This window comes from Paenibacillus sp. F4 (genome assembly GCF_002894905.1).
Classification (GTDB): domain Bacteria; phylum Bacillota; class Bacilli; order Paenibacillales; family Paenibacillaceae; genus Paenibacillus; species Paenibacillus polymyxa_B.
On record NZ_POVS01000017.1, the window covers coordinates 490,991 to 510,885 of the forward strand.

The following is a 19,895-nucleotide window of genomic DNA, read 5'->3' on the forward strand; positions in this document are numbered from 1 at the left end:
TATGCCGTCAGTGGCATTTTACACATTGGGCTGTAAGGTAAACTTTTATGATACAGAAGCGATCTGGCAGCTGTTTAAAAATGAAGGTTATGAACAGGTGGACTTTGATGAGCAGACAGCTGATGTCTATCTTATTAATACATGTACCGTTACGAATACCGGCGATAAAAAGAGTCGTCAGATTATTCGCCGCGCGATTCGCCGGAATCCAGATGCCATTGTGGCAGTGACGGGCTGTTACGCCCAAACTTCTCCTGCCGAAATTATGGATATTCCTGGCGTTGATCTTGTTATCGGGACTCAGGATCGGGACAAAATCATTCCGTTCGTGCAGGAAATTCAAGGGACGCGTCAACCGGTGAACGCCGTGCGCAATATTATGAAAACGCGTGTATTTGAGGAAATGGATGTGCCTGATTTTGCTAATCATACTCGGGCCTTTTTGAAAATTCAGGATGGGTGCAATAACTTCTGTACCTTCTGCATCATTCCGTGGTCGCGGGGGCTATCCCGCAGTCGTGACGCTGCGAGCATTATTGCACAGGCGCGTCAACTGGTACACGCAGGCTACAAGGAAATTGTACTCACAGGTATCCACACTGGCGGTTATGGTGATGACATGGATAATTATGACCTATCTGATCTACTGTGGGATCTGGAGAAGGTGGAAGGGCTGGAGCGTATCCGTATCAGTTCTATTGAAGCCAGCCAGATTGATGAAAAAATGCTTGATGTGCTGAACCGTTCTACCAAGCTGGTTCGTCATTTTCACATACCGCTTCAGGCGGGGGATGACACTGTATTGAAACGGATGCGTCGCAAGTACACGACAGAAGAGTTTTATAACAAAATGCTTATGATTCGCAAAGCAATGCCAGATGTAGCGATTACAACGGACGTGATTGTCGGCTTCCCTGGGGAGACGGATGAAATGTTCCGCAATGGCTATGAGCTGATGAAAAAAATCGGTTTTTCGGAAATGCACGTGTTCCCGTACTCCAAGCGCAGTGGAACTCCTGCGGCGCGTATGGAGGATCAGGTGGACGAAGACGTGAAAAATGCACGAGTGCATGAGCTGATACAACTGTCAGAGCAAATGCAACTGGCGTATGCTGAGAAGTTTGTAGGTCAGGTGCTGGAGGTCATTCCGGAAGTTGCGCCGAAAGGGACCGAAGATAGCGGTATACTCCATGGATATAGTGACAATTATATTCAACTGGCGTTTGAAGGTACTGAGGATCTGGTTGGCAAGGTATGCCGCGTGAAGCTAACGAAGGCAGGCATTAATGAAAGTGAAGGGCAATTGGTTCGCGTACTAGAGAATGGGCTGCAAACAGCTCTGTAAGAACAAAAAAAGCCTGAACAGGCAATAGAGATGGCAAACAAGGATTTCGCCTTTCCTTACAGAGAGGACGGAATCCTTGTTGCGCAAGGAAGGGAGATTACAGGATGGCAGCAAAAAAGGAAATTTCCGCAGGCGGCGTTGTGTTTCGCAAGCAGGGGGAGCAGCTTGAAATTCAGCTCATTACTGACCGATATGGCAAGGTATCCTTGGCTAAAGGGAAAATGGAGTTGGGGGAAACAATCGAACAGACGGCTTTACGTGAAATTCGCGAGGAAACAGGGTTGAACGGGCGGATTATCAAGCATGTAGATATGATTGCTTATACGTATCAGCATCCAGAATTTGGGGAAGTAGATAAAGAAGTGCACTATTATCTCGTAGAGGCACTGGATGGGGATTTACAGGCACAGATCGAAGAAATTAAAGGAGTTGCGTGGCATACGCCTGAGGAAGCATGGCGTCTCCAGCGCCAGGGTGGATATGACAATAATGATGTCATTTTAAGCAAGGCGCTGTCCATGCTAGGAATTAACGTTTGATTCTGTGGGGAGATATACGATCCTCTAAACGCGTCCACACAGGTAGATAGCAGAGAGGCAAGACCAGCAGAGAGCTAATAACGTTAAACAGAGTTTGGGCATGGGCTACCTTGGCTCCGGGCTCGGTAGATATCCAGGCAGCGGCCATCTCCAGACCAGGGATCAACGGCATAAAGAGCAAGGCTCCGCCTACGTTCAGCAGTACGTGGGACCAGGCGACAAATTTGCCGGACACGCTACCGCCAACAGCGGCAATCAGGGCGGTTACGCAGGTGCCTACATTGGAGCCGATGACGATGGCGATCCCCACATCGGCTGGCAAGGCTCCCGCAGCGGCAAGGCTAATCGCCATGCCAATGACGGCTGCGCTACTGTGAACCAGCGCGGTCAGGCAGGCTCCAGCAGCGAAGGCCCACCACATGTTGGCTGCAGCGTGATCAAGAAACCAACGGAATAGTCCGGCCTGCTCAATCCAGGGTCCGACCGACTGCATCACGCGAATACCCGCCAGAATCAGCGAAAATCCAGCAAAGACGAGGCTGATATATTGTACAGCCTGCGGACGGCTAAGCCCATTGGAGCCGGGTGAAGCTCCGTCAGACGCATACTGGCGGCCGGGGACAGCTTCACCCCACAGCACGGCAGTGCTCCAGCAGAGCAGTGAGCCGCAGAGCAACGGAACAGCCAGCATGCCGAGCTGGAGCCCCATCAGCTCGGTGGTCAGGCAGGTGCCGATATTGGTGCCAAGAATGATGCCGAGCGTGCGGCCGTAGGTCAACAGCCCGGCGTTGACCAGTCCGATCGTCAGCACCGTTACGGCGGTGCTGCTTTGCAGCAGGGCCGTAATGCCTGAGCTGAACAGCATGCCCCGCCAAGGTGAAACTGTGGCGCGGTTCAACCAGCGGGTGAGGAAGGGGCCGGCCAAATGCCGGAGGGCTGCTTCCATCAGCTTCATCCCGCCCAAAAAAATAAACAGCCCACCGCACAACGGGAGTATAACATGTATAAACACGGGCATAGCCCCCTTTTCTAGGTGAAAATACTTATGTAACAGCCTATGATCTGTTGGGGACAGCCATGACAAGCATGGCTGAGCTCTTTTTTACGGAACGATAATTTTGTAGTATCTTCACAAGCTTTAAAAGCGTGACGTCGATATACAGGCGGGCAGTAGCGAAGCGGTTCATTTGAATCTGGAGAAGCGACAGTGTTCATAAGAACAAATGAATCGCGGAGCCGCGCCCCTATCGAACAAAACGTTTTAACACTTTGAGTAATCCAAGAATGGGAGTGAAGGATTTTGCCTTCAGTAATATTAGAACGCAGCCGTAAAAAAAGGCTGGAGCACGCACACCCTTGGGTGTTTAAAAACGAAATAGCCAAGATCGAAGGGGACCCAGAGGCAGGCGATTTGGTCAGTATCGTTAACCATCAGGGGCGTTATTTGGCGACAGGTTACTATAACCCAGCTTCACAAATTACAGTGCGTGTAATGTCCTACGAGCCGCTGGAAGCAATGGATCAAAACTTTTTTGCCCAACGCTTTCGCAAATGTCTGGAGCACCGCGAACGTTTTGTGACCGGGGGAAACGCTTATCGGTTGGTGTACGGCGAGGCTGATTTTTTGCCTGGACTGATTGTAGATCGATTTGGTGATGTGTTAGTCGTGCAGTTGTTAACGCTTGGCATGGATCGGCGCAGGGAAGAAATCAGGGATGCGCTCGTTGAAGTAGTGGGTCCTGTTGGTATATATGAGCGAAGTGATGTATCCATCCGTGAGCTGGAAGGATTGGAACAAACGAAGGGTCCTTTGTACGGTGATTGCCCGCGTCATGTGGTGGTGACGGAAAATGGGCTGCACATCAAGGTTGATATCGTAGAGGGCCAGAAGACGGGTTATTTCTTTGACCAGCGTGAAAATCGTGCGGCCATAGCACCGTTGATGACAGGTTGGGGAGCACGTAGTGGAATTACGCTACAAGAAGTAGCTGCAGACTCAGGGGATGCGGGCACTACGGTCATGAAGCCAGTGAATAAAAGTGGTAAGGTTGTTGAATTCCCATTCTGGGATGGCGCAACTGTATTGGAATGTTTTTCGCACACGGGAAGCTTTACCCTCAATGCATGTAAACATGGTGCTAAAAAAGTAACTTGTCTTGATATTTCTGAGCATGCGATTGAAAGTGCGCGGGATAATGTCAAGCTGAACGGTTTTGAGGAACGCGTTGAGTTTGTTGTCGACGATGCTTTTCAATATTTGCGCAATCAAGTGAAAGGTGTAGAGGAACGCAATGCACGAGCCGGGGGCAAAGGAGATACATCCAAGCCGCTGACAGCAGGTGGCGGACGCACCTTTGATGTGGTCATTCTCGATCCGCCAGCCTTTGCCAAAACGAAGAACGCTGTCAAAGGAGCTACACGTGGATATAAAGATATCAACCTGCACGGGATGAAGCTGGTCAATGAGGGCGGCTATCTGGTGACAGCGAGCTGCTCGTTCCATATGCGGCCAGAGTTGTTTTTAGATACCATTAAGGAAGCGGCGGCAGATGCTGGCAAAATCCTTCGTCTGGTAGACTGGAGAGCGGCTGGTAAGGACCATCCTCAAATTTTGGGTGTGGAGGAAGGCCATTACTTGAAATTCGCCATCTTTGAGGTGCGCAGCCGGACACAGCTGTAGGTTTCATACAAGGTCAAAGTCAATCGCCTTTTTGGTGATTAAATAGGTAAAATAGACTCGTTTAGGTATAAATCAGTCCTGTAGAGAAGGCGTGCACCAAGCCAATCTGCGGGACTGATTTGTTTTTTTAGAGGGAGGAAGAATTGCTACAACATGGCAAACGTACGTTCTTTTCTCTCTTGCCTGATATGCTATACTGTTTAATAGAATGTTGTTCGTTGGAAAGGAGGCCGCATCATGTCGGTCCGCTTGTTGATTGGCCGCTCTGGGAGTGGTAAAAGTACGTTAATCCGCAATGAAATGACGTCTATGTTACGCGAGGAGCCGCTAGGTAAGCCTATGCTGTTACTTGTACCGGAGCAATCGTCATTTGCTTCTGAGCATGCGTTACTTACAGAAGCCGGAAACGGTATTCAGGGGTCGGTGCGCGCCCAAGTGATGGGATTTCATCGTCTTGCCTATTTAGTTATGCAGGAAACCGGGGGTTCAGCACTGGTGCCTGTTACGGAAGAAGGCAAGAAGATGCTTTTATATAAAATTATTCGTCGTCGTAAGGATGAACTGAGCTTGTTTAAGGATTCGGGAGACCAGCTCGGCTTTGTGGATCGGTTGAATACATTGTTTACGGAGCTAAAGCAGTATGGAAATGATACTTGGTCTGTACCGGAGCAACTGGAGCGAATGAACGCTGCTGAAGAGTCAACTCCGATTTTGCGCGGCAAGCTCAAAGATATCAGTCTAATCTATGAGGATTTTGAACGAGAGCTGACGCTTAAATATATTGACGGTGAAGATACGTTGCGCATGCTGGCAGAACAGATTGCTGAGTCTTCCCTTGTGCGTGGGGCAGATATTTGGATGGATGGCTACCGCAGGTTTACACCACATGAATACAAGGTTGTGGAGCAACTTATGCTGCATGCCTCTTCGTTGACGGTGGCGCTGACTTGCAACCGCAGCTACGAGAGCGGACAGCTTCCGCATGAGCTGGATTTGTTTCATCCTTCGGCGGCTACGTATGTAAAGCTCAAAGGAATGGCAGACGAGCTGATGATAGAGACGCAGACACAATTACTGCGCCCTGATCCGCTGCCGAGATTTAAGGAGCGTCCAGCGTTGGCGTATTTGGAGGCTAACTTTGAACATCGTACAGGGTTACGGAATCAGGAACAACGGATGCGGCTGCAGCAGCTACGAGAGCAGTGGACAGAAAAGCAGCCGGAGGGAATAAAACTGTACACTGCGGCTAATCGCCGTGCAGAGCTGGAAGGGGCTGTACGCGAAATGCGCCGTCTGGCCCGAGATGAAGGCGCGCGTTATCGGGAGATGGCTCTGTTTGTGCGTCATATTGAAGATTATGAGCCATGGGTGGAACCGATATTCAAACAATATGAGGTTCCAGTATTTCTGGATCAGCGGAGAAGTGTATTGCATCATCCCTTAGTGGAATTGATTCGGGCTTCGCTGGATATCGTGCAGCGTCGTTGGCGATATGAGGATGTATTCCGTGTGGTCAAAACAGACCTTCTCCTGCCGCTGGATGGTCGGGTGAGCCGTGAGGAGATGGACCGTTTGGAAAACTATGTACTAGCCTGCGGAATACAAGGCAGCCGTTGGACAGACGGTCGCCCGTGGCAGGCTGTGCCCAGCTTGTCACTGGAGCTGGAGGAGCAGGAACGGAATCGTCAACGGGATGAAACGTTGGATTTGATGGAGCTGTGCCGGGATGTGATCGTGACGCCTTTACGTGCGTTTGAGAAACGTGTGGGCAAGGCACGAACTGCACTTGAGAAGTGTGAAGCGGTATATCTGTTACTGGAGGATGCAGAAATCGGCCACAAGCTGGACGCCTTCATTCATCAGGCAGAGGAAGCAGGAAAACCTGAGCAGGCGAAAGAGCATCGTCAGGTATGGGATGCAGTGCTTGAACTACTGGATCAAATTGTCGAAATGATGGGTGATGAGAGGCTGGATACCTCTTTGTTTGCGGGTGTGCTGGAAACGGGATTGGCTGAGTTCCGTATGGGACTTGTTCCGCCGGCTCTGGATCAGGTTCTGGTCGGAAACACGGACCGTACACGTGTGTCCGGTATTCAACATGCCTTTGTGCTAGGTATGAACGAAGGTGTGATGCCGGCTGTGTTCCATGAGGACGGTGTGCTGAATGAGCAGGAGCGTACGGCATTAAACGAACGAGGCATAGAGCTGGCGCCGGATATGACAAGACGTCTGTTGGACGAACGTTTTCTCGCTTATACAGCCTTTACCTCAGCCGGTAAAAACCTGTGGATGAGCTATGCAGTGACTGATGAAGAAGGCAAGTCATTGTTGCCGTCTGAGTTAGTACGACATGTGCGGCATCTGTTTCCTAGTCTGGACGAACGTCCGCTGGCTGGATACCCTTTGCCTGGGGATGTTTGGACGACGCAATGGGAGTATGCTTCTCATCCGTCCGAGGCTTTGCCGCAGCTCATTGCGCAATTACGGCATTGGCGACGTGGCGGTGACATTTTATCTCCTTGGTGGGAGGTATATAACTGGTATGCAAGCCAGCAAGGGCGTGAGAAGGACAAGCTGCGTCAGCTGTTGACCTCACTTTTTTATGAGAACCATGCCGAAATGCAGAAGGAAACGAGCCGCCGTCTGTACGGTAGCAAGCTGCGTACCAGCGTATCTCGTATGGAACGTTTTGTGGCATGTCCATTTTCGCACTTTGCCTCTCACGGTCTTCGTTTGAAGGAACGTCAAATGTATCGCCTGAAGGCCCCGGATATCGGACAATTATTCCATGCAGCGCTTGGAGAGATGGCGATCAATCTGCGTAAACGCAATGTCAGCTGGGGCAGTCTCAGCACCGAGGAATGCCGCCAAGAGGCGGAAAGTACAGTGGAGCGTTTGGCTCCTCGTCTGCAAGGCGAGATTTTAATGAGTTCCAAGCGGTATGGCTACATTTTGCGCAAATTGAAAGACATCGTGAGCCGTGCTTCGTTGATCTTAGGTGAACATGCGCGAAGAGGTAGTTTTGAGCCGATTGGGCTGGAGTTGGACTTTGGACCGGGTCAGCAGCTTCCTCCGTTAAGCTTCCGGTTAGATAACGGCGTTGTGATGGAAATTGTTGGACGGATTGACCGTGTAGATGTGGCAGAGGGAGAAAAGGGGTTACTTTTGCGTGTCATCGATTACAAATCCAGCCAAAAGGATCTCAAGCTGCATGAAGTGTACTATGGCCTGTCCTTGCAAATGCTCACCTACCTAGATGTGCTGCTGAATGCGGCGGAGGAATGGTTGGGCGAGACCGCTTATCCAGCGGGTACCCTGTATTTTCACGTCCACAATCCGATGTTGCAGTCGCCTAACGGTCTTAGCGCAGAACAGGCCCGTCAGGAGCTTTTGAAACGATTCAAGATGAAGGGATTATTGCTTGCGGATCGGGATGTAGTTGGACAAATGGATACAGCATTGGACAAGGGATATTCCTCTATTTTACCTGTTGCGGTGAAAGCAGACGGCAGTTTTTATAGCAGTGCTTCGGTTGCTTCGCCGGAACAGTGGGACAGCCTGCTAGCTTCGGTGCGTAATAATATTCGGACGATTGGTACACGGATGACAGAGGGCGATGTGGCCATTGAACCTTATCGTATCCAGCAAGAGACCGCATGTACCTTCTGCTCTTTTAAGCCGGTTTGTCAATTTGACGACAGTCTGGACGGCAGTGGCTACAATCAATGGGGTAAACCCGGTAAGGATCAAATCTGGAATCTGCTGGGTCATACACAGGAAGGGAAAGGAGGAATGGACTAATGATAGGCACGTCAAACACTAAAGGCATGCCGAAGCCGGAAGGCAGTATGTGGAGCGATGACCAGTGGCGTGCCATTTCGGAATCTGGTAACAACATGCTGGTCGCGGCAGCGGCAGGGTCTGGTAAAACAGCGGTGCTCGTAGAGCGTATTATTCGTAAAATCGTCGATCCCCAGCTCGGCTTCAGTGTGGATCGGTTACTGGTAGCGACCTTTACGAAGGCTGCAGCCGCCGAAATGCGTCAACGGATACGCGAAGCGTTGGAACGTGTACTGGAGCAGGAACCGGAAAGTGAGCATGTACGTCGCCAGCTATCGTTGCTGAATCGGGCCTCGATTACGACGCTTCACTCATTTTGTATGGAGGTCATCCGCAGGCATTATCAGGCCATTCCCCTTGATCCTGGTTTTCGGATTATGAATGAGCATGAGACAGAATTGCTGCGTCAGGAGCTTTTAGAAGAACTGTTTGAGGAGAAATATGAGGCTCATGATGAAGGCAGTACATTCCGCAGACTGGTTGACTGGTTTAGTGGAGAACGCACCGATGATGCAATGTACGTGCTTGTTCAGCGGCTGTATGATTTTTCTCAAAGTCATCCTTGGCCAGAACATTGGCTGCGGGATACAGCGGCAGCATTTCGTGTACAGGATGTAGCCGCTTTGGGAGAGACTCCCTGGGTTCGCAGCATTTTGGCGGATGCGGCACTTTCATTGCGCGGAGCAGCGAGCTTGCTGGAACAGGCGCATGAAACAGCTATGCAGCCCGGCGGTCCCGCACCTTATGCCGTGACGCTGCAAGAGGATGCGGCGATGGTGAAGGGATTGCTACAGGAGCTGGAGACACAGCCGTGGGCATCTCTATATGATCATTTTCAGACAGCTTCCTTCGGTAAGCTCAAGCCGGTCAAAAAAGATCAGACTGAGCCTGCATTGCAGGAACGGGTTAAGACGCTGCGCGAAGCAGCCAAAAAAATGATTACAGATATGAAGGCTTTTCTGTTTGGCAGGAGAGCAGAAGCCTATTGGGATGAGCTGCACGCTACGGCTCCGCTGATGGACGAATTGGTAGAAACCGTGATTGTATTCGGGGAACGATTTCAACAACACAAGCAGTCAAAAGGGCTGGTGGACTTCGGGGATTTGGAACATTATTGTCTGAAAATATTACGACATCCCGATTCTACTCCGTACAAGCTACTACCTTCCGACGCTGCGCTCGAATACAAGGCGCAATTCGACGAGGTGCTGTTGGATGAGTATCAGGATACGAATACCGTACAGGAAGATATCGTTAGGTTGGTATCACGGGAGGAACCGGGTAATCGTTTTATGGTGGGCGACGTGAAACAGAGTATTTATCGGTTTCGGCTGGCGGAGCCGGGTCTGTTTTTGAATAAGTACCAACGGTACGGCATGCAGGAGCAGGAAGATGGCTTATTAATTGATCTGGCGCGTAATTTCCGCAGTCGGGAGGAAGTTGTCGATGCGGTCAATTTGGTGTTCCGCCAGATTATGAGTGTGGATGTGGCGGAAATTGAGTACGATGAACGAGCGTGGCTGGTACATGGTGCATCCTATCCCGACCAGTCGGATCAAGACGCCGCATCCGTATACGCACCTGAGCTGCTGTTAGTTGATAAGGGTGGACAGGGTCTTTCCGAGGCTTCAGAGCTGTCCGAAACGGGGGACGAATCTGCTCTACAGGAAAGTGAGCTGGCTGAGCTTGCGGAGCTGGAAACGGCACAGTTAGAGGCTCGTGCGATCGCGCAACGGATTAAAGAACTGACCGGAGACACTGGACAACCACTGTTGATTTACGACAGAGGATTAAAGGCGATGCGTCCGGCAGTCTACGGCGATATCGTCATTTTGCTTCGTTCGGCAAGCGTGTGGGCCCCCCTAATTGTAGAGGAACTGCGGCTTGAGGGCATTCCGGCTTCCGGGGAGCAGACGACAGGCTTTTTTAAAGCAACGGAAGTTGAGGTGATGTTGTCTCTGCTGCACATTATTGATAATCCGCAGCAGGACATCCCGCTTGCATCCGTGCTTCGTTCGCCGATTGTCGGCTTGACCGAAGATGAACTGGCACAAATTCGGTTGGAGAAGCCGGATGGATTATTTTATGACGCATTGCTGGCGGCGGCAGAAGCTGACCCACTGGAAGAAAGTGAAAAAGGGATCTCGGCTGACATCATGGAGTTGGATCTTTTCCCTGAGGACTCTTTATCTTCATCTGACTTTGGTAATAGAAATGACGGGAATACGTTATCTGCCCGACTACGTTCATTTTTGCGTAATTTGGAAGCCTGGCGGCAGGAAGCCCGACAAGGCAGCTTAAGTGCATTGATTTGGAATGTGCTGGAGGAAACAGGATATCTGGATTGGGTCGGTGGACTGCCTGGCGGCTCACAGCGTCAAAACAATTTGCGGGCGCTATATGACCGAGCGAGACAGTATGAGACTTCTACGTCCAACCGAGGATTGTTCCGATTTCTGACCTTCATTTCCCGTCTACGGGAGCGAGGCGGTGATTTAGGATCCATTAGCGGGGGGACTGAACCCGATCAGGCTGTCCGCATTATGACCATTCATAAAAGTAAAGGACTTGAATTCCCTATCGTGTTTATTGCCGGGACAGCAAAAATGTTCAATCAACAGGATCTCAATGCGCCGTTTCTTATGCACAAGGAGTTGGGGTTTGGTCCTAAATATGTGGAGGAACAAAATCGTGTCAGCTACCCTACGCTGCCTAATTTAGCGATCCGCCGACGCTCACAGCTGGAGCTATTGGCTGAGGAAATGCGGGTGTTATACGTGGCGCTTACACGTCCGCGCGAAAAGCTGATTATGACCGGAACTGTGAAGGATCTCGCTTCGCGCGCAGCGGGTTGGGCACGTGCCAAAGAACATACGGAAACGGTCTTACCAGACTATATGCTGGCGGCAGGCCGCAGCTATCTGGACTGGGTAGGTCCCGCTTTGATTCGGCATCCTTCTGCTACTTTGTTAAGGGAAGCGGCAGGTGATCAGGATGGGTACTATCACAGGCTGGAACATATGCCGGGAACAGACTGGTTATTTAAAATCGTGGCCTCGGAAACACTTTCCGGCTCTCGTGTGAACTCGGATCATGAGGAAGAGGTGTCGGGCGAAGAGCGCCAAAAGAAGACAGAAGCACTGAGAAATGCAGAGCTAATCGACTTGAACGAAGAGAGTGAAACGAACATTGAAGCAGCTCTTTCCTGGACCTATCCGTATGAACGGGCCAGCAAGACGGCAGCCAATACATCGGTTACTGAGATGAAAAGATGGCTGGAAATGCAGGAGATGGGTTCGGACGATTGGCTGAATTTATCTACCTCCCTACTAGCAGAGTCACCGGAGGATCGGGAGGATTCTCACGCTGGGGGAAGTCAATTACACTTGCGCAGACCTAAGTTTATGGGGAATCAGCGACTGACTCCAACGGAACGAGGAACAGTCTATCATACGTTGATGCTGCATTTGCCACTAGATGGGGGGATGAGCGCCGAAGTTATTGAGGAAACCAAGGCTCGTTTGCTCAATCAGCGTATGTTACTGGATGTTCATGCAAAGGCGCTAGAGACGGATAAAATATTACGCTTTTTCACTAGTGAGCTGGGTAGCAGAATGCTAGGGGCATCCCATGTTCAACGTGAGCTTCCGTTTACTTATACCATGCGGGCAGCCGATTACTGGAATCACAGCTTACCATCCGTGCTGCCAGGACAAGAAACAGATTCGGAAGCTGGACAGGACGGCGATAAAGTGCTGATGAACGGGATTATTGACTGTCTGTTTGAAACTCCCGAAGGACTCGTGCTGGTGGATTATAAAACAGATCGGATATCTGAATATCGTACACTGTCCCATTTAACAGACCAATATCGTTTTCAATTGGAGCTGTATGCCCGTGTGATCGAAGAGATTACAAGCAAAAAGGTTGCTGAGAAGTGGTTGTATTTTTTAGAAGCTGGAGAGAGTGTACAGCTGTAGTTATATAGATAGGGAGAGGAGGAATAGCATGCGGATTTTGCATACGGGTGATTGGCATTTGGGCCGCACGTTGGAAGGACGCAGCCGTTTGAAGGAGCAGGAGGCGTTTTTGGAAGAGTTAGCGAAAATGGCTGACGATCAGCAGGCCGATTTGATTATGATGGCTGGAGACGTATACGACTCAGTCAATCCCTCGGCCGCAGCCGAGCAATTGTTTTATGAAACGTCTGCCCGTCTTACGGCTGGAGGAAGACCACTAGTCGTCATTGCGGGCAATCATGATCAGCCGGAAAGGGTATCCTCGGTCACACCGCTGGTGAGCGGGCGTGGAATTACATTGCTGGGACTGCCCCATGGGGAAGCGGTACGCATTCGTACACCGCGAACGGGTGAAATGGCATGCATTGCAGCCTTGCCATATCCCTCCGAGTCTCGTCTGAACGAGCTATTGTCTGAAGACGGAGATGAAACAATATTGCGCGAGGCATACAGCCGCCGTGTGGGCTTGCTGATGTCACAACTGGGTACAGCATTTCGGCCTGACACCGTTAATTTGTCGATGAGCCATATTTATGTGCTCGGCGGGCTGGAGTCGGACTCGGAACGCCCGATTCAGGTCGGGGGGGCGTATACCGTAGATCCGTCTGCTTTGAGTATTGGGGCACAGTATACGGCTCTAGGACATTTGCATCGTCCCCAATATGTGAAGGGAGACGGGCTGATGCGTTACAGTGGCTCGCCGCTGGCTTATAGCTTTTCCGAAGCCGGACAAGCCAAATCGGTTACGTTAATTGACGTGGTTGCTGGCAAGCCTGCTCAGGTCGAGGAACTGTATATTACCAGTGGACGCCCATTAGTGAGGTGGCGCGCACGGGGAGGTCTGGAGGAAGTATATCGCTGGCTGGACGAAGGATTGGATGCCGATGCCTTTATTGATCTGGAAATTACGCTGGATGAAGCGATGTCGATGGGAGATATTCAGCGGCTGCGCAAAAGCCGTGAAGGCATCATTCATATTCGCCCAATGTATCCAGAAATGGCTGCCGCACAGCTGGAGCACCAACGATCAGAACTGCCAGTGCATGAGTTGTTCCGGGCATTCTATCAGCGGCAGACAGGTGGAGCACAGCCAGATGACGGATTAGTGCAGTTGTTTCTGGAACTGGTGGAACAGGATGATGCAAGAGACCACGCTGAGGAGGATGACGCATGAAACCAATCCTTCTAAAACTGGCGGGGTTGCAAAGCTACCGGGAGTCGCAGGAAATTCGCTTTGACGATTTGACCGAAACTGGACTGTTCGGGATATTTGGCCCAACGGGTAGTGGAAAATCAACGCTGCTGGATGCCATTACGTTGGCTATGTACGGTAAAGTGGAGCGGGCAGTGAATGGTACACAAGGCATTATGAATCATGCTGAGGATACATTGTCTGTTGCATTTACGTTTGAATTAATGTCAGCTCAAGGGCCTCGTCGTTACCGTGTAGAACGACGTTTCAAACGTGCTGGAGGCGTATCGGTTAATAATACGCTTAGCCGTTTTATTGCGTTAACAGAGGATGGCGAGGAAGTGCTTGCCGATAAGGTGCAGGATGTGACGCGCTGTGTGGAGGAGTATATCGGTCTGAAAATGGACGATTTTACACGAGCTGTCGTGTTGCCGCAGGGAAAGTTTGCGGAATTCTTGTCCTTAAAAGGCAGTGAACGCAGACAGATGCTACAGCGTTTGTTCCATCTGGAGAAGTACGGAGACCAACTTGCACAGAAGCTAAGCCGTCGTGTGAAAGATAACGATACCGCACTGAAAGCGTTAGAGGCGGAGCAGCAAGGGCTGGGGGATGCCAGTGCTGAAGCGCTTGAACATGTAGAGTTGCGTCTCAAAGAGGCGATTGCCAATGCAGAAGCTTCGCGTCGTGAGCTAGAGCGTGTCTCACGTGAATGGGAGGCGCTAAACAAAACCCGTGAGCTGGTTGTCGAGCTCAGCCAAAGATCGAACGAGCTGGAGCAGTTGGCAGCACAGGAGCCAGGCATCGCTTTGCTGGAGCACAAGCTTCGACAAGCATCTGCAGCCGAGGCATTGTTGCCTGCGCTGACGGATTGGAAGGAAGCCATTGCTGAAGCGGAAAAACGGCAAAAGACTGCCGAAGAAATGGAAGTCCTGGCCGCTACCGCGCAGGAGGCTGCGCTTGTGTCTGCGCAAGCAGATGAGCAGGCCCGGCAAGCACTCAGTGCCGAAGAACCGAAGCTATTGCTTCGGATCGACCAACTAGAGCAGGCACTTCAACTGGAGCGTGATACGGAAGCATTGCGTATTGAACGGGAACGTCTGGCGGCCGAGCTTGTGCAAAGCGAACAAACCCTTGCTGAACATGCAGAAGGACTCGCAAAGGAACAAGAGCTACAGACGCGAGGCTTGAAGCGACAGCAAGAGCTTCAACAAGAGCTAAAGCAAAATGAAGTGCGGGCAGATGAGCGGCGTATGCTGCAAGAGGCTGTGCAACGGTTGCAACAGCTGGAAATCGCGAATGAACAATTGCGTGAAGCTGAACTGGAGTACGCCACTCAGGAAAAACGGCTTGCGCAAGCTGACGAACGTCTGAAGCTGACGGACCAGGAGACACAGGAGACGGAGGCACGGCGTTCTGCCCTTGCTACACAGGCAGCTGATGGCATTGAGGCATTGCTGACGTTGGAGGCAGAGATCACCGCCGATATGTCGTCACTGGCCTCCGAGGAAGAACAACTGCGCCACGAGCTCCGTGCCGAGGAGCTGGGCCGTCTCGCTCAGCATCTCGCTGCCGAGTTGCGCGAAGGCGAGCCGTGCGCAGTGTGCGGCTCGCTGCATCACCCCGCGCCTGCCGTCGCCGCGGCGCATAGCGCAGATGCCGCTGCGCCGGATGAGCTGCACCGCCTGCGGCTCGGTTTGCAGGAGCTGCGCCTCACACTGCGCCAGCAGTTGCACGAGCAGCGCAGCTTGCTGGCGCAGCCCGCCACCGCAGACAGCGGCGCTGCCGCCACGGGCGAGCCTTTCACGCCTGCGGCAGCGCCAGCAGAGCCGCGCGGTGCCGCCGCTTGGGCGGAGCGCTGCACGGCGCTGGAGCGTGCTGCGGCAGAACTAGCCGCACGTGCGCATGCGCTGCCTGCCGAGGCACAGGCGCTGCGCGAGGCAGACGCCGCCGGACAGCAGCGGCGTATCCGTGCTGCCGCCGAGCAGGAGGCAGCAGCTGCAGCGCTGACGCAGGCACGCAGCAAGCGCGAGGCATGCACCACGCGCAGCGAGGGGCTGCGCGCCGAATGGGCGGCGCAGCTAACGGATGTCGCTCCGAGCGAAGCTGCGGAGCGTTACCGCGCCATGCAGGAGCGCGACGGGCGTGCAGAAGAGCTGCGGTCCCGGCTGGAGACGAGTGTGACCTTCCTCGAAGGAAAGGCGGCGCGTGTTCAACAGATACAGCAGAGTATCATCGAGGAGGACAAAATCATTATTGCCCGCCGTACAGGGCTCCAAAGTAAAGATGGTTCGCTTCGTGAAAAGCTAGCACAGCTCCGAAAATGGGTTGGAGATGGCCAAGCGGCTTCATTGCTTGAAGAAGCGACCTCGCGACTGTTGGGACTGAAAAACGGAGCCGAAGCCGCGGCACGCCGCCGTACCGAAGCGGAAGAACGCAAGCAGCAAGCTGTTCATGCTTCACTGATTGCCCGGCAGGCCTCCGACTCGGCAGAAGAAAGACGTCAGATGGCAGAGTCCCGTTGGGGTAGCCGTCTGGAAGCCTCCTCCTTCGCTACGGAAGCAGAGGTCATGGAATGCTGTCTGGGACCGGAAGAAGCCGCACGCTATGAGCGTGAAGTGAGTTTGCATCGAGAACGGGAAAAAGAGCTGTCTTCCCGCTTAAAACATGTCGAAGAGCAGCTGAATGGAGCAACGGTAACAGAGGAACAGTGGGAAACGGCCACTGCACAGCTACGTGATTGCCGTGCACGCGACGAAGAGGCGCTTCAGAATCGCGCCAAGGCTGAGCGTGATTTAGAGGACTTGCAGCATCGGCACGTCCGCTGGATGAAGCTGGAGTCCAATCGTATACATTTGCGTAGCGAAGCGGAAAAAATGTCCAAGCTCCAGTCTGTTTTTCGCGGCAATGCCTTTGTTGAATATATTGCCGAGGAGCAGCTCATGCAGGTCAGTCAATCGGCTTCACGCCGCCTGCGTTTTCTGACCAAGCAGCGTTACGCGCTAGAGGTAGATTCCAGCGGTGGTTTTGTCATTAGTGACGATGCCAACGGTGGGGTCAAACGTCCAGTATCGACCTTGTCCGGTGGCGAAACGTTCCTGACCTCCTTGTCGCTTGCGCTTGCGCTTTCGGCTCAAATTCAATTGCGGGGCCAATACCCTCTGCAATTTTTCTTTCTGGATGAAGGCTTTGGAACGTTGGACCCTGAGCTGCTTGACACAGTGATCACCTCACTGGAAAAGCTGCACCACGATCAATTGTCTGTTGGTGTGATTAGTCATGTGCCTGAACTACGGGCCCGTCTTCCGCGCAAGCTAGTTGTTCTTCCAGCAGAGCAGGCTGGAGGCGGCTCACGTGTGGTTATGGAAACTTTTTGAAGTAATGTGATACAGGTCACAGATACAGTTTCAAACTATTGTTATAATACAGCCAAGCCGACAAGTTAATCATACAGCACCCCGGCGGACGTATGCTGCGGAAGAAATCTTCCCGTCATACGTCCGTTCAGAGGGGCTCTGCCAAGAGCTCCCGGGGTGCTTCTTTTTTTTTTGCAAGCCGGAATTTGCCCAATTTGATGTAGCAAATAGCCCGTTTTTGAATAACATACGGTATACATGCAAGAGCCTAGGAGGAAACAACCATGGAAAAAAGCATGACAACCGAAAAAGTTACAGCACCGGAACAGACGGATGCTAAAGCACTATGTCAAAAGCATATGCATCGTTATGTATGCGTATGGGTGAAGGACGGGACAATGTATGACGGCATTGTAGAGCATGTGGATGATGAAAAGATATACTTAGCCGTTCCTATGGGTGGAGACGAGATGGAGAATGTCAATGTTAATCTCCCATATCCACCTAACAATTGTGGCTGCGGCTCCCGTGCTTATGGTGGCTATGCGTCTTATCCTCCGTACCCGTATCCGTACCCGTATCCAGTACCCGCTTATGCATATGGATTCCCATACGGACGCCGTCGCTTTAATCGTTTGATTCTGCCACTTGCAGCGTTGACAGCGATTAGCTTGCTGCCTTATTACTAATCCTAATTCCTTAGTCGCCAGATATAGTGAATTCTCTGCTCTCTCCCGCCTACAGTTCTTGTACAGTACAAGTGACTTTAAGGCGCATCCATACATCATCACCATGCAAGGCTGTTTCTTCCATTATGAAGAAACAGCCTCTTTTTCACGTAAAACATCCCAAATATGATCCAATAATTGAAACTGTATCAGTACAGTTCAATGAAATAAGGTATCCTGTTTATCCATAAACCATGGTAACATCTAGCGTGTAAAGAAACATCAGACGGAATAAGCATGTAATGAAATGAGCATGTATGAGTATGTAAAGAGCAGGTGGGGGGATATTGTGAAAAAATACGTTTCAATTTTATTGGATATAGAACTTAAAATTCGCGAGGGACAATATAAATCAGGTTACAAGCTGCCGTCGGTCCGTGAGGCTTCTGAATTATACAGGTGCAGCAAAAGCACGATTCTGCGGGCATATGCTGAACTTGAAAAGAAACACGCCATCTATTCCATACCGCAAAGTGGATACTATGTAGTGGAAAATGCGGGCGATTTGCACTATAGCCATATTCAAGACTCCGTTGATTTTGCTTCGGCCTCCCCGGATTTAAATGTATTCCCTTATCTGGATTTCCAACATTGTTTGAATCAGGCTATTGACACCTACAAATATCATCTGTTCACTTATGGCGATTCGCAAGGACTGGAAACACTGCGTCATACGTTGGTTTCCCATTTGGCTGATACTCAGGTGTTTGCAAAAATGGATCGGATTATCGTTACTTCGGGTGTTCAGCAGGCATTGGAGATACTCGCTAAAATGCCGTTTCCCAATGGCAAAGAAAAGGTTTTGGTCGAGCAGCCAAGTTACGATATATATTTGCGTTTTCTGGAGGAAGAGAACATACCCGTCAGTACCATCGTCCGGACAGCGGAAGGTATGGATTTTCACGAATTGGAGAATCAATTTAAGAACGAGAGCATCAAGTTTTTTTATACCATGTCAAGATATCATAATCCATTAGGAATCTCATACAACACAGAGGAGCGAAAAACGATAGCTGCCTTAGCCGCCAAATATGATGTGTACATTGTAGAAGATGACTATATGGCAGATTTGGGGGCTGATCATCTGTTTGATCCCATTTATGCATACGACCAGACGGACCATGTTATTTATTTGAAAAGCTTCTCGAAAATCATTTTCCCCGGCTTACGATTAGGAGTTGCGGTATTGCCAGAAGCCCTATTGAAGACGTTTAATGCCTATAAAAGGTATGTCGACACATCTATTTTGTCTCAGGCGGCGCTTGATATTTATATTAAAAATGGAATGTATGAACGCCACAAGCACACGATATGCAAACTGTATTCGGAGCGCGTTCGTGCTCTTAACAAGGCTGTGGAACGATACAATCAGGCTGGATACGTTCAGACTTCAGCTGTAACCTCAGGAGTTTATATGCAGTTTAAACTGCCTCGGACGGTGAATTTGGAACGCTTGGTACAGTGTCTTTCCGCGAGGAACATCCAGGTTGTAGCTGGCAAAGGCTTTTATTTATCAGGCTATAGGGAACAAGAGAAGTTTTTGCGCATAAGTATTTCGCGCGCGCAGTTAGATCAAATTGATGCAGGGGTGAAAGCTATTATAGAGGAAGTTAGTAAGGGAAACTGGTATTAAGACCCTTTTTCCGTTATGATACATATAGAAACATAAGTATAACCAAACATGGCTGTATATGTTTCTGTTCAGTGTGGGAAATACATAACTTTGAATGCCGAGAGCAAGGGCTGTTTGTGTCTATTTGCTTATGATCGGCTCACTGCCAAAGGAGGGTTTTGAATGGACGATCTGTTTTTGAAAATTGTGGATGGAACCATCCCCAGCAAAAAGGTGTTGGAAACCGACAATGTGCTCGCATTTCATGACATCCAGCCTGCGGCGCCAGTACACGTGCTCATTATTCCAAAAAAATATATTCCTTCGATGAACGCTGTGACGGAGGAGGATCTTCCTCTTATCGCGGAGATTCATCGTGTTGCGGTTGAGGTTGCGAAAAAGTTAGGAATCGCTGAGTCTGGCTATCGGTTGATTAACAACTGTGGCCCGGATAGTGGACAAGCGGTGGGACATCTGCATTATCACTTACTGGGCGGCGCCAAATTGGGTGCCTTGACAGGTATTTCGGACTCACATTCTTAAAAAATGACAGAGCTTGTCTTCTCAGTAATACGGAAGTGAATGGA

11 protein-coding genes are annotated in these 19,895 nt (G+C 50.8%); 10 read left to right on the plus strand and 1 reads right to left on the minus strand.

What is annotated here, in order from left to right; all coding sequences use genetic code 11:
- The first annotated feature begins 1 nt into the window (after position 1).
- Positions 2–1,345: a tRNA (N(6)-L-threonylcarbamoyladenosine(37)-C(2))-methylthiotransferase MtaB gene (gene mtaB, locus C1T21_RS20930; RefSeq protein ID WP_103049601.1), complete on the plus strand. Its 1,344-nt coding sequence runs from the start codon at positions 2–4 to the stop codon at positions 1,343–1,345.
- A 104-nt stretch (positions 1,346–1,449) separates the two neighbouring features.
- Positions 1,450–1,884: an NUDIX hydrolase gene (locus C1T21_RS20935; protein ID WP_103049602.1), complete on the plus strand. Its 435-nt coding sequence runs from the start codon at positions 1,450–1,452 to the stop codon at positions 1,882–1,884.
- Here the strand turns inward: C1T21_RS20935 and C1T21_RS20940 are convergent.
- The gene (locus C1T21_RS20940) at positions 1,874–2,896 is read right to left on the minus strand and encodes a Na/Pi cotransporter family protein (RefSeq protein WP_103049603.1); all 1,023 of its coding nucleotides are present in this window, start codon (positions 2,894–2,896) and stop codon (positions 1,874–1,876) included. The two genes, C1T21_RS20935 and C1T21_RS20940, sit on opposite strands and share 11 nt — an antisense overlap.
- A gap of 288 nt (positions 2,897–3,184) precedes the next feature.
- Between C1T21_RS20940 and C1T21_RS20945 the strand changes: the two genes are divergently transcribed.
- From C1T21_RS20945 to C1T21_RS20980, 8 genes are all read left to right on the plus strand, one after another.
- Positions 3,185–4,564, plus strand: a complete 1,380-nt coding sequence (locus C1T21_RS20945) for a class I SAM-dependent rRNA methyltransferase (RefSeq protein WP_103049604.1) — start codon at positions 3,185–3,187, stop codon at positions 4,562–4,564.
- Positions 4,565–4,801: 237 nt separating this feature from the next.
- Entirely contained in the window at positions 4,802–8,365 is a 3,564-nt protein-coding gene (addB, locus tag C1T21_RS20950) for a helicase-exonuclease AddAB subunit AddB (RefSeq protein ID WP_103049605.1), read from the plus strand.
- Positions 8,365–12,384 carry a helicase-exonuclease AddAB subunit AddA gene (addA, locus tag C1T21_RS20955; RefSeq protein ID WP_103049606.1) on the plus strand — a complete coding sequence of 1,340 codons (4,020 nt, stop codon included), beginning with the start codon at positions 8,365–8,367 and terminating at the stop codon, positions 12,382–12,384. The genes addB and addA overlap by 1 nt, the downstream gene beginning before the upstream one ends.
- A 28-nt stretch (positions 12,385–12,412) precedes the next feature.
- The gene (locus C1T21_RS20960) at positions 12,413–13,597 is read left to right on the plus strand and encodes an exonuclease SbcCD subunit D (protein ID WP_103049607.1); all 1,185 of its coding nucleotides are present in this window, start codon (positions 12,413–12,415) and stop codon (positions 13,595–13,597) included.
- Entirely contained in the window at positions 13,594–16,989 is a 3,396-nt protein-coding gene (locus tag C1T21_RS20965) for an AAA family ATPase (RefSeq protein ID WP_103049608.1), read from the plus strand. The genes C1T21_RS20960 and C1T21_RS20965 overlap by 4 nt, the downstream gene beginning before the upstream one ends.
- 263 nt (positions 16,990–17,252) lie before the next feature.
- Entirely contained in the window at positions 17,253–17,657 is a 405-nt protein-coding gene (locus tag C1T21_RS20970) for a hypothetical protein (RefSeq protein ID WP_103049609.1), read from the plus strand.
- 328 nt (positions 17,658–17,985) lie between these two features.
- A complete protein-coding gene (locus tag C1T21_RS20975) occupies positions 17,986–19,329 on the plus strand; it encodes an aminotransferase-like domain-containing protein (protein ID WP_103049610.1) in 1,344 nt (447 codons plus the stop codon).
- A gap of 162 nt (positions 19,330–19,491) precedes the next feature.
- On the plus strand, positions 19,492–19,851 hold the full coding sequence (locus tag C1T21_RS20980) for a histidine triad nucleotide-binding protein (protein ID WP_025722131.1): 360 nt from the start codon (positions 19,492–19,494) through the stop codon (positions 19,849–19,851).
- Positions 19,852–19,895 lie beyond the last annotated feature (44 nt).